The organism is Burkholderia sp. WTPI3 (assembly GCF_021483755.1).
Classification (GTDB): Bacteria; Pseudomonadota; Gammaproteobacteria; order Burkholderiales; family Burkholderiaceae; genus Burkholderia.
In genome coordinates this window covers 1-12,052 of sequence record NZ_JAGIXF010000135.1, presented here as the reverse complement: position 1 = coordinate 12,052, position 12,052 = coordinate 1, and the positions used below count along the sequence as shown (strand labels likewise).

The 12,052-nt window shown below is 60.9% G+C and carries 11 protein-coding genes; 10 read left to right on the top strand and 1 reads right to left on the bottom strand.

Annotation, left to right across the window (positions count from 1 at the left end):
- The 4 genes from J7024_RS34580 to J7024_RS34565 all read left to right on the top strand — a co-directional run.
- The coding region (locus tag J7024_RS34580; RefSeq protein WP_234745894.1) for an FAD-dependent oxidoreductase at positions 1-613 on the top strand (613 nt) is incomplete at its 5' end.
- Positions 614-861: 248 nt separating this feature from the next.
- The gene (locus tag J7024_RS34575; RefSeq protein ID WP_011661374.1) at positions 862-1,371 is read left to right on the top strand and encodes an Lrp/AsnC family transcriptional regulator; all 510 of its coding nucleotides are present in this window, start codon (positions 862-864) and stop codon (positions 1,369-1,371) included.
- A 22-nt stretch (positions 1,372-1,393) separates the two neighbouring features.
- Positions 1,394-2,542, top strand: coding sequence for a 3,4-dihydroxy-2-butanone-4-phosphate synthase (gene ribB, locus J7024_RS34570; protein ID WP_234745893.1), 1,149 nt, complete (start codon positions 1,394-1,396; stop codon positions 2,540-2,542).
- A 201-nt stretch (positions 2,543-2,743) separates the two neighbouring features.
- Positions 2,744-4,381 (top strand): acyl-CoA synthetase, encoded by a 1,638-nt coding sequence (locus J7024_RS34565; protein ID WP_234745892.1) that lies wholly within the window; start codon positions 2,744-2,746, stop codon positions 4,379-4,381.
- A 37-nt stretch (positions 4,382-4,418) separates the two neighbouring features.
- On the opposite strand, the gene J7024_RS34560 is transcribed toward J7024_RS34565, so the two are convergent.
- Positions 4,419-5,240: an AraC family transcriptional regulator gene (locus J7024_RS34560; protein WP_327796278.1), complete on the bottom strand. Its 822-nt coding sequence runs from the start codon at positions 5,238-5,240 to the stop codon at positions 4,419-4,421.
- A gap of 218 nt (positions 5,241-5,458) precedes the next feature.
- Here J7024_RS34560 and J7024_RS34555 point away from each other — a divergent pair, with 218 nt between their 5' ends.
- The 6 genes from J7024_RS34555 (at position 5,459) to J7024_RS34530 (ending at position 11,819) form a co-directional block, all read left to right on the top strand.
- Positions 5,459-6,223 carry an enoyl-CoA hydratase/isomerase family protein gene (locus J7024_RS34555; RefSeq protein ID WP_234745890.1) on the top strand — a complete coding sequence of 255 codons (765 nt, stop codon included), beginning with the start codon at positions 5,459-5,461 and terminating at the stop codon, positions 6,221-6,223.
- Positions 6,224-6,225: 2 nt separating this feature from the next.
- Positions 6,226-7,005, top strand: a complete 780-nt coding sequence (locus J7024_RS34550; RefSeq protein ID WP_234745889.1) for a creatininase family protein — start codon at positions 6,226-6,228, stop codon at positions 7,003-7,005.
- Positions 7,006-7,295: 290 nt separating this feature from the next.
- Positions 7,296-8,450: an LLM class flavin-dependent oxidoreductase gene (locus tag J7024_RS34545; RefSeq protein ID WP_234745888.1), complete on the top strand. Its 1,155-nt coding sequence runs from the start codon at positions 7,296-7,298 to the stop codon at positions 8,448-8,450.
- 4 nt (positions 8,451-8,454) lie between these two features.
- A complete protein-coding gene (locus tag J7024_RS34540) occupies positions 8,455-9,243 on the top strand; it encodes an enoyl-CoA hydratase/isomerase family protein (RefSeq protein ID WP_234745887.1) in 789 nt (262 codons plus the stop codon).
- Entirely contained in the window at positions 9,240-11,147 is a 1,908-nt protein-coding gene (locus J7024_RS34535; RefSeq protein ID WP_234745886.1) for an AMP-dependent synthetase/ligase, read from the top strand. The genes J7024_RS34540 and J7024_RS34535 overlap by 4 nt, the downstream gene beginning before the upstream one ends.
- 189 nt (positions 11,148-11,336) lie before the next feature.
- Entirely contained in the window at positions 11,337-11,819 is a 483-nt protein-coding gene (locus J7024_RS34530) for a flavin reductase (RefSeq protein ID WP_234745885.1), read from the top strand.
- Positions 11,820-12,052: the final 233 nt, after the last annotated feature.

The following is a 12,052-nucleotide window of genomic DNA, read 5'->3' as shown; positions in this document are numbered from 1 at the left end:
CGCGGTGGGCCGCAGCCCGAACGGCAGGAAGATTGGCGCCGACAAGGCCGGTGTCGCCGTCACGGATCGCGGCTTCATCGACGTCGACAAGCAGATGCGCACGAACGTCCCGCACATCTTCGCGATCGGCGATGTCGTCGGCCAGCCGATGCTCGCGCACAAGGCCGTGCATGAAGGCCACGTCGCAGCGGAAGCCGCGCACGGCGAGAAGGCGTACTTCGACGCACTGCAGATCCCGTCGGTGGCGTACACCGATCCGGAAGTGGCGTGGGCCGGCAAGACGGAAGACCAGTGCAAGGCCGAAGGCATCAAGTACGGCAAGGCCGTGTTCCCGTGGGCCGCTTCGGGCCGTGCGATCGCGAACGGCCGCGACGAAGGTTTCACGAAACTGATCTTCGACGAAGAAACCCATCGCGTGATCGGCGGTGGGATCGTCGGTCTGAACGCGGGCGACCTGATCAGCGAAGTGTGTCTCGCCGTCGAGATGGGCGCGGACGCGGAAGACATCGGCGAGACGATCCACCCGCACCCGACGCTCGGCGAATCGGTCGGCATGGCCGCCGAATTGTACGAAGGCGTCTGCACGGACTTGCCGCCGCCCAGAAAGGCCTGATCGCCATCTCGGCTTGCGTGTCGCAAGTATGACGAGTTGCGGGTTTTCCCGAGCGTGCGGCGACAATGACCGTTTTTGGTGATAACTCGACTTTTTATCAGAATTTTCCGCGGAGCTGCCAGGCATAAACTTGTTCATCAGGTGATGTTGTTCGAATGCCTGCTGGAGCGGAAATCGATGTTCTGCCGCGCAAGCGAGCGTTCGAACTTCAGGGCACCGGAGCCTTGTGCAAAGAGGAGACGCAGGCTATGAACGTTGCGCTGGACAGGATAGACCTTAGCATCCTGAGTGAACTTCAGGAGGACTCAAGTTTGACGAACCTCGAACTGGCGGCTCGAGTCAACCTGTCGCCCTCTCCCTGTCTCGTCAGAGTCAGAAATCTGGAGCGTCTCGGTGTAATCAGCCGGCGCGTCGCCGTGCTCAATGCGTCCCTGCTCGGCCTGGGCATCATGGCCATCGTCGAGATCAGTCTGGAGCGGCAGGGCATGCAGGCGCGGGAGAGTTTCGCCGACACGGTCAGAGGCATCACCGAAGTCATGGACTGCTTCATGATGACCGGGCAAACCGACTATCTGCTGCGGGTGGTCGCGAGAGATCTCGTCGAACTCGAACACATCATCACACACAAGCTGACGTCGCTTCCCGGTGTGGCCAGCGTTCGCTCGAACGTCGTCCTGAAACGGCTTGCCAACAAGACGACGCTTCCTATCGACAAGACACGGCCTATCCAGATTCATGGACTGGCGCAGGCGTCGTGATCACATCGCGTAAGGTGCTCTCATGAGTAACGCAATGTCCGCCGGCCGGCCGGCAGATTCGCGCGCCGACATCGCAACGGCGTTGGAGATTATCGAAGAGGCGCGCGCCGGGCGGATGTTCATTCTGGTCGACGACGAGGATCGTGAGAACGAAGGCGACCTCGTCATTCCCGCGCAATTCGCCACGCCCGACGCCGTCAACTTCATGGCGACGCATGCGCGCGGCTTGATCTGCCTCGCGATGACACGCTCGCGCTGCGAATCGCTGGGTTTGCATTTGATGAGCCGAATCAACGGATCGCGGCACGAGACGGCCTTCACGGTGTCGATCGAGGCGCGTGACGGTGTGAGCACCGGCATCTCGGCGGCAGACCGCTCCCGCACGATTTCGCTTGCGATCAATCCGGAAACGGGGCGAGACGAGCTCGTTTCTCCCGGGCACGTCTTTCCGCTCATGGCGCGCGACGGCGGCACGCTCGTGCGCGCGGGCCACACCGAGGCGGCGGTAGATATCGCCCGGCTGTCCGGGCTCGCACCGGCCGGTGCGATCTGCGAAATCATGAACGACGACGGCACCATGGCGAGGCTGCCGGACCTCATCGCCTTTTCACGGCGGCATCAGCTGAAGCTGGGCACGATCGCCGATCTCATCGCATATCGCCGACGAACGGAACGGCTCGTGGAGGCCGTTGAACACGGGAGCTTCACCGAGCCGAATGGACGGCATTGGCGGATCGTGGTCTACCGGAATCGGATCGATCAGGTCGAGCATATCGCCTTCGTCATGGGCGATCTACGGGGCGCCGACCCTGTTCTCGTGCGCATGCATGCGATGGATACCATGAACGACGTCATCGGCGGTCACCACCTCGCGTCCTTGCGCGGCGCCGCGCGTTTGCTGGAGAACGAGAATCGCGGCGTCATCGTGGTGATCCGCGAATCCCGCCTCACAGCCGTGTCCGAGCGTGTGCGTGCCATGATGCATCCCAAGCCAGCCGAGCCGGAACTGCGCGATTACGGAATAGGCGCGCAGATTCTCACCGAACTCGGCGTGAAGAACATGATCCTGCTCTCCAATCATGAAAGAACGATCGTGGGCCTGGAGGGCTACGGTTTGAACATGGTGGAGCAGAGAAAAATAGAGCGTATTCACGACTATCAGGAAGTTTGACGCCATCCGGTCGTGCCGCCGTGCCGATGCAGAAATCGGGTCGTCCCGTTCCGATCGCGGCGGCATTTTTCCGGATGAAGTCGTGACGCTCATCGCAGGGCGTTTCGTGACCATAAAAGCAACTGGAGGAGAGATGAGACACGCAGAAAACCCCGACATCGTCGGCGCACGCGCGAGCGCCATGGCCGCGGGGCGGCCCGCATGAAAACGACGGCGGACAATCCCTATACGATCGGACTCGAGCGCGACCGGGCGAACTTCATTGCCTTGTCGCCGCTGACGTTTCTCGAACGCGCCGCGTCCGTCTGGCCGGAGCGCACGGCCATCGTGCACGGCACGATTCGCCGCAACTGGGCCGAAACCTATCGGCGTTGCTGGCTGCTCGCCGGCGCGCTACGGGGGCGCGGCATCGGCAACGGCGATACGGTGGCGATGATCGCAGCCAATACGCCGGAACTGTTCGAGGCGCATTTCGGTGTGCCGCTTTGCGGCGCCGTCCTGAACACCATCAACACACGGCTCGATGCCGACACGATCGCTTTCATTCTCGGCCACGGCGACGCGAAGCTGCTGATCACGGACCGCGAATTCTCCTCGACGGTGAAGAAAGCCTTGGCACGGCTTGGCCGCGCCATTCAGGTCATCGACATCGACGATCCACAGTTTGGAGAAGGAGATCTGCTCGGCGAAAAAGACTACGAGGCGTTGCTGCAGGAGGCCGCGCACACGGAATTCCGTGTCTCGATGCCGGAAGACGAATGGCAGGCCATATCGCTGAACTACACATCGGGCACGACGGGCAATCCTAAAGGCGTGGTGTATCACCATCGCGGCGCATATCTGAACGCCGTGTCGAACGCACTATCGTGGCATCTGGACGAGGACACGACCTATTTATGGACCTTGCCGATGTTTCACTGCAATGGTTGGTGCTTTCCGTGGACCATGGCGTTGGCGGCCGGCACCAGTGTCTTTCTGCGCCATACGCGGCCCGAGCGGATTCTCGCCGCCATTCGCACCGAGACGGTCACGCATTTTTGTGCGGCGTCCGTGGTGTTGAACATGATCAATAACGCCGCGCCGGAGCTGAAAGCCGGCATCCGTCACGGAGTCAAAGTCATGACCGGCGGTGCGCCGCCGCCCGCTTCGGTGATCGCCGGCATGGAGCGCATGGGCTGGGACGTGACGCACGCCTACGGGTTGACCGAGTCCTATGGGCCGGTCGTGCAATGCGTGTGGCGCGACTCGTGGAATGCACTCGATCTCGATGCGAAAGCGCGGCTCAAGGCCCGCCAGGGGGTGCGCGGCCCCGCTCTCGAGGCAGTGATGGTAGCCAGCCCGGATACGCTGGAGCCTGTTCCGAAAGACGGGCAAACGCTCGGCGAGGTATTTCTGCGCGGCAACAACGTGATGAAGGGCTACCTGAAGAATCCGGACGCCACCGTGGAGGCATTTTCCGGCGGGTGGTTCCACACGGGCGATCTCGGGGTATGGCATCCCGATGGCTACCTGGAAATCAAGGATCGCTCGAAGGACATCATCATCTCGGGAGGCGAAAACATTTCGTCGATCGAGATCGAGGACATACTGTATTCCCATCCCGCCGTTCTGGAGGCGGCAATCGTCGCGCGTCCCGACGACAAGTGGGGCGAGACACCTTGTGCTTTCATCACGCTCAAAGACGATTCGGCGGTGACCGAAGCGGACATCATCGCGTATTGCCGCGAGCGGCTGGCACATTTCAAGGTGCCCAAGACCATCGTGTTCTCGCCGCTGCCGAAGACTGCGACCGGCAAGATCCAGAAGTTCCACTTGAGGGAGCGAGCGCGCCAGCTGTAAAAGAGGCGGCGGCGTAGCGCCAGCCGCCGCGTTTCGATCAGCGAGAGGACGCCTCCTTCTGGTCCACGCGAAATTTGCCGGGACTTTGTCCCATGGTCTTCTTGAACATGGTGATGAACGAGTTCGGACCTTCATAGCCGAGTTCGAGCGCCACTGCGTGAACCGACGCGCCCGCCGACAATCGCTGAAGCGCAATGATGATATGCAGACGCTCGCGCCAGCGCCCGAAGGTCATGCCGGTTTCACTGCGTACCAGCCGTGCGAGCGTACGTTCGCTCATCGCATATCGGCGCCCCCATTCCGCGATTGTGCTGCGGTCGGCGGGGTTGTCGAGCAACGCCGAAGCGATCTGTTGAAGCCGGGGATTGTCGGAGATCGGGAGAAAGACATCGTCGGGCGCCAGCAGCGCGAGCTGATCCAGCAACACTCTGGCGAGCCGGCCCACTGGGCTGTCCTTCGGATAGTCTGGCGGGAACCTGGCCAGTGAACGGATCAGCTCGCGGATGAGCGGCGTGATCGTAAAGCTGCGGCAGTCGGTGGGCAGACCGGCCTCGTCCGGCGAAATGAAGATGACGTACAGCTTGGCGAAATCGGAAGCATGATTGCTGTGCGGAATGCCGCCCGGAATCCACACCGCGCCGTTGGGCGGGACGATCCACCATCCGCTCGGCGATCGGCACATGACCGACCCGCTCAATGCGACGACCAATTGTCCCTTGCGATGAACGTGCATCGGCAGCTCATCCTCTTTTCCGCTCGTCTCCAGGAGAACGGAAATGACCGGCAAATCGACGGAGTCCGGATCGAACGGTTGATAGTTGATCTTCACCGGGTCTGTCATGGCTCGCGAAGCGGACATGCCGATTTCAGGATTGTTGGGTTCCACGGTTCACTCGCTTTCTGCGCCTGCCTGGCCTCGGTGAATTCATGTATCGCCGCCCTCGGTGCAACATACGGTGGGCCATCCGACTGACGCGATTTTAATCCGCCGAATCAACGATGGCGCCGGAAAATCAAAATTAAATTTGGCCCTGTCGGACCTACACTGACTCGATGAAAATTCACGAGACATCAGGTATGAAAACCGACGAATTGATTTGCACACAGATCGACGCGGACATCGTGCAGCTCACGATCAACCGGCCGCCGGCGAACGCACTGAACGAACCGCTCATCACCGCATTGATGTCCGTCTTCCGTGGCTTCGCTCGACAGGACGTGCCACCCGGCATCGTGCTCACCGGCGCGGGAGAGAAGTTCTTTTGTGCCGGCGGCGATATCAATGAAGTGGCGGACCATGAGCTCGCCCTGTCGCGCATGGAAGCGTTCCACGCGTTCCTGGCGCAACTTGAGCGGTATCCGAGCCCGCTCGTATGCGCGGTCAATGGCTATGCAGTGGGTGCCGGATTCGAAATGGCGCTGCATGCGGACTACGTCGTCGCGTCCGCCGAATCCCGGCTGGGATTTCCCGAGATCAATCACGGCCTGTTGCCCGCGGCAAAAGGCATGCGCCACGCAGCGGCCCTGCTGGGTCGACGTGCCGCGCGTTCGCTGCTTTTTTCCGGTGAACTGATCATGGCCGGAGAAGCGTTGGCGATAGGCGCGGTGGACGCGATATCCGCGCACGATGAAACGCTGAGAGACGCGCTGGCCAAATGCCGCGCGCTCTGCGCCAAAGATCGCCAACTGTTCGCCGCCATCAAGCGAACGCTGCGCGAGAGTCCGCGGATGAACGACGAAGCTCTGCTGCAGATGACGCTTGATGACCTGCGTGGATATCTCGGTAACGCGCGGACCGCGGACGCAAGATCCAGATTTCTGAACCGCAACAAGAAGGCCTGATCGTGAGCAATCTCAAACTGCCGGAAACGCTGCATCTTGCGCGCATGACGTATGAGGACGTGGCGGCCGCATTGGCCACGCAGTTCGATCGCGTCATCATTCCTTGCGGCGCAATCGAGCAGCACGGCCCCCATCTGCCGCTGAGCATGGATGCCGATCATGCTGACGCGCTGGCCGTGGAAATCGCCACGTTGCTGGGGCGAACCCTGATCGCGCCGACGATACGAGTGGGATGCTCGAAGCACCACATGGCCTTCCCGGGCACGATCTCGTTGCAGGAGCACACGTATGCCGCGCTCTGCCACGATTACTGCGTGAGCCTCGCGGCACATGGATTCAAGTGCATCTACCTGTTCTCGGCGCATGTCGGTAACTTCAATGCCCTTCATAGATTGTTGCCGGGATTGCGACAGGCCGTCGGGCCGGACGTCCAGGTGCTTGCCTATACGGATCATCAGGCATGGCTGCGCGAATGGCGACTGGCCGTCGAGGAAGCCGGCGGCGATCCGGAATCCGTGGGCGGACACGCAGACATCGCCGAAACCTCCCTCATGATCCACCTTGATCCGGACAGTGTCCGACTCGCTCGACTCACGACAGGCCACGCGGGCGCCATGACGACCGAGCAATTGAACCGGATGTGGAAGGAAGGCGTGGCGTCCATTTCCCGAAACGGCGTGCTGGGCGATGCGCGAGGATCGTCACGCGAGATTGGCGAGGCCTGTTTGCGTGCGACGGCGAGACTTCTCGCGTCGGCATTTGCGGCCGAATCGTCGACATAGAAAAAGACGGAAAGCCGGCAGCATGATTTGCCGGCATCGGAAAGGTTGAGGCATGAAAAGAATAAAAAATGCTGCGGGATGTGCGGCAATATTTATTCACGGAAACAAAAGAGACATCAAGATAGAAATGGCATCCGGATGGATAAGTATCGCTATCCAATATGGATGAGCTGTTTCTAAATCAAGTTAAACGACGATGTTAATTGGTTGGCGGCGTGACACTGCCCGAACCTCGGCATCAGTTCGCGCGCGCCGTGAATTTTCGAATTACGACTGTCAAGGAAAGGAAAATGCCATTGAAATTCGGTTTTTGGTCCGAGCAGGAGACGCAGGTCGGGCATAGCTACTCGAACAGGCTTCGCGAACTGGTTCGCGAAGCGCGCTTCGCGGAGCAAATGGGTTTCGACTTTGTTGCGTTGTCGGAGCAGCACTTTGCGCTTGGCGGGGTGTCGAGTTCGGCGCCTGAAGTGGTGTTCGGTTATCTTGCGGCCGTCACTTCGCGAATCAAGCTGCGTCCTGCCGTGGCGCTGATGCCGAAGGCCATCAATCACGCACTGCGTACCGCGGAACGGCTGGCGGCCACCGACATCCTGTCCGACGGCCGGATGGAGATGTACTGCGGGCGCGCGAATACGACGATCGCTATGCGCGCGTTCAACGTATCGCCCGAGGAAACTCTGCCGCAAATGGAAGAGGGCATGGCGCTGTTGCGCAAAGCGATGCGTGAGGACGTGTTCACCTTCGAGGGAAAGTATTACCAGGTGCCGCCCCGGTCGCTCGTGCCGAAGCCGTTGCAAAAACCGTATCCCGTGCTCGGCGTTGCTGCCACCAGTGCGAACAGCCACGCTTGGGCCGGCTCGGAAGGCCTCGCGGTGATGAGCCATGCGATTTATCAGGGATGGGAAAAACAGAAGGGGCTGCTGGACACCTACTGGAACAGCTGGAAGCGCGATGAGACCGGGCCGTTGCACAAGCCACGCGCCGGCATGCCGCTCTTCATCGGTATCGGCAAGACCGACCAGGAAGCGAAGGACATTTACGCCGGCGCGATCATGAACTATGCGCGCATCTCGACTGATGCGTATCCGCGGCTCGCCAAACTCGCGGACAACTACGCATACATGGCCGAAAGCGTGCCCGCGATGCAGCGCGCCGCCGAAGATTGGGACTACCTGCTGAACGAATCCGCCACCACGGTGTGCGGAAGCCCCGATACCGTCATCCGTCAGTTGGAGCAATACGAGAAGCTCGGAATCGACGAGGTGCTGCTGCATATCGACTCGGTACCGCACGAGCAGATCATGTCGGCGATCGACATGGTGGGCCGTTACGTGATTCCGCATTTCAACGATCGCAACAATATCGTCCGCCCGACCGACGAGTTGCTCGAGAAGATTCGCGCCATGCGCCCGCAGGCCGCCAACCCGAAGCAAAGTCAAGGATGAACCTATGAATACGTCTTCGCGCTATCAGTATCTGAATGTCGAACAACGGCCCTCCGGTGTCGCGATCGTCACGATGAATCGCCCGGAAATCCTGAACGCCATCAATTGGGACATGCACGACGAGCTGGAACGGGTATTCGTGGAGCTGGATCACGACAAATCGGTCAAGGCGATCGTGTTGACCGGCGCCGGCCGCGGTTTCTGCTCGGGCGGCGACCAGAAGTCGATCGACAACGGCAATATCCCGTCGGCGACGCGTGGTGGCCGTCACCTCATAAGAAACATGCTGGAGGTTGAGGTGCCGATCGTGGCGGCGGTCAATGGCGTGGCCGTGGGCCTGGGCGCGACACTCGCGCTGTTCTGCGACATGATTTATGCGAGCCCGACCGCACGGTTCGCGGATACGCACGTCAATGCCGGTGTCGTCGCGGGCGACGGCGGTGCGGTGATCTGGCCGCTTCTGCTCGGGCCGGTCCGCGCGCGGCACTACCTGATGACGGGCGACTTCGTCAGCGCGGAGGAAGCGCTGACGATGGGGATGATCAACAAGATCGTCGAAAGCGACAAGCTGCTGGAGGCGGCGATCGATTACGCGGAACTGCTCGCGAGCGGCCCGCGCGACGCGATCGTCTGGACGAAATACTGCGTCAACAAGCTCGTCAAGCAGAATGCCCATCTGCTTCTCGACACGTCGATCGCTCTGGAGACGATCACGTTCAATTCGCCCGAGCGCCGCGAAGCGGTGGCTTCGTTTACCGAAAGGCGCAAGCGCTTTGGAGACAACTGGAAATGAGCGCGGCACCGTGGACTTCCGGCAATCAATTCGCGACCACCACCATTCCGGCCTTGCTGATCGAGCGCGTGAAGAACGACGCCGACGCAAACGCGTTCTTTCAGAAGCGTGCCGGAGAATGGGTGCCCACCACCTGGAAAGGCTATGCGAACGCAGTTTGTTCCGTATCCGCAGCCCTCAGCTCGGCCGGTGTAGCACGAGGCGATCGGATTGCCATCATGGGCGACGTATCCCGTGAGTGGCTCATTGCCGACATGGCGACGATCTGCTCGGGAGCGGTTACGGTTGGCGTCTATTTCACCGCGTCGGTCGAAGAGGTCCGCTACTACCTGGAGGATTCAGGGGCGAGACTCGCTTTTGCCGGAAGTGCCGAGCAGCTTCGGGTCATGAAGGCGGCCGATACGTCCAGCAGGCTCCTCAAGATCGTGGTGCTCGATCCGGACTGGAAACGCTCGCCTCGCGAAATCGGCATGAATGTCGTTTCACTCGCCGAGTTCGCGTCGCATTTTGACGGCGACGAAGTCGCTTATCTGCGTGAGCAGTCCGAGCTTGCGCGGCCGACGGACCTGGTGAGCCTGGGTTACACCTCGGGAACCACGGGGGCGCCGAAAGGCGCGATGCTGACGCATGTGTCGATGCTCGCGGGCGCGTTCACGTGGCCGACCTTCTGTCCGGCGATATTGTCCGAACCGCAGCGCATGGTGGTCCATCTGCCGCTTTCGCACACGGTCGCGCGCATTCAGGCGACGACGCTGCCGTTGATCGCGAAGACGGTACCTTACTTCGTCGACGTTTCGGCCGATTTCGCGAAGTGCATTCAGGAAGTCAGACCGACGTCCTATATGGCGCCGCCGCGCTTCTATCAGAAGTTCGCGACCCAGATCATCAACCACGTAAACGGCAGCAGCGAAGCCGAGCGGAGGAACTACACGCTCGCGCTTGGCATCGCGCGGGAAGTGCTGGCCGATCGCCTGGACGCAGGCACGGGCGACCCATTCAAGGAACAGCTCTACGCCACCTGCCGCGAGGGCGTTTTCAAGCCGTTGCTGGCCAGGATCGGCTTCGACGATATGCGCTATCCGTATACGGCCTCCGCTCCAGTGCCGCCCGAGGTCGTCACACTGTTTCAGTTGTGGGGCGTCAACCTGAAAGAGAATTACGGGCAAACGGAGATGGTCGGCGGAAACCTCGCGCAGGTGACCGACTGGTCGAGGCCTGGCAACTCCGGAGTCCCGCTTGACGACCCCGCCTGGGAAACCCGCGTGTTGCCGGACGGCGAAATGATCGTTCGGGGGCCGGGGCTGTTCATCGGCTACTGGAACAAGGAAGCCGAAACGAAGGCTGCGCTGCGGGACGGCTGGCTGTATACCGGCGATATCGTCGACGTCGGCGCGGACGGTTCGTACAAGCTGATCGATCGAAAGAAGGAGCTTATCAATACGGCCGCCGGTAAATCGATCAGCCCGGTGCAGATCGAAAACGAACTTCGCCAGAGCCCGTACATTACCGAGGCACTGGTGATTGGCGAAGGGCGCAAGTATCTGACGGCGTTGATCGAAGTCGACGGCACGCTCACCATGGACTGGGCCAGGACGCGCGACCCTTCGGTCACGCAGTACGCCGATCTGGCCACCTCGCAGACTGTTATCGACCTCATCCGTGAAGAAGTGGAAAAGGCGAATGCGAGGTTGGCGCGGGCAGAGCAGATCAAGGCGTTCAGGATATTCCCCGAGGAACTCACACCGGAAAACGGCGTGATGACCGCCACGCGCAAGAAACGGCGCAAGGCATTGATGGCACGCTACGAGCACATTATTGCCGGCCTTTACGACGATGCCGAAGAACGGTTGATCAAAGAGCAGCTTGTCGGTTCAGGGCCAGCAGCTTCCGTTCACCAGCAATAGGAATCGCCGGCAGCGCAACTGGCCACGAGAACCCGTCGACGGTGCGGCGCGGGCGATGAACGGTGCAACGCCACGGGTACTTCACCACGCATGCTTCATGCAAGGACCTGTGGCGCTCCGCCATGAAGCCGCACCCCCGTCCCGTCCACCGAGAGAGGTACCGCCGTGATAGCACTTTCCCCTGACCGCATGACCTTCCGCGAAGCCATGTCCCGTATCGGCGCAGCGGTGAATATAATCACCACCACGACACCTTCCGGCGATGTCGGCATGACGGTGTCCGCGGTGTGCTCCGTCACCGACGATCCTGCTACGGTGCTCGTTTGCATAGGCCGGTCCAGCCGTCAATATGGCCACTTCAGCAAGGCGGGCATCATCTGTGTCAACGTTCTTTCCCACGAGCACGAGATGCTTGCACCGATCTTCGCGGGCAAGGGCGATGTCCAGATGGCCGAGCGCTTCACGTACGGCGAGTGGATCCGTCTCGTCACGGGTGCGCCGGTGCTGGCCACAGCGGCCGCGAGTCTCGACTGCACGGTGGACCGGAGCATTGACATCGGCACACATACGGTCTTTTTCTGCGCCGTGCAGGCGGTACATCTCGGTTCCGCATGTTCGGGCCTCGTCTATCACGGGCGCGCCTATCATCGGCTGCCGCAGCAGCATGCGTAACACGGCGCGGCTGTTCCAGACCGACCATAAGGCCACGCCGATTGTCGTTGAGCAAATTAATTCTGTCACTCCAGAATCCCCATCGAGCAAGGGGTAATCCCCCCGTTTTCCACGGGGTTCAGAAGTAGAAACTAAGCGGCCATGGCCAACCGCTGCTTTGGCGTAAATTTGCCCAAGGCCATGTTCGGGCGGTCATGATTGTAAGTCCACATCCAATCGGTCGCGAAACGCTG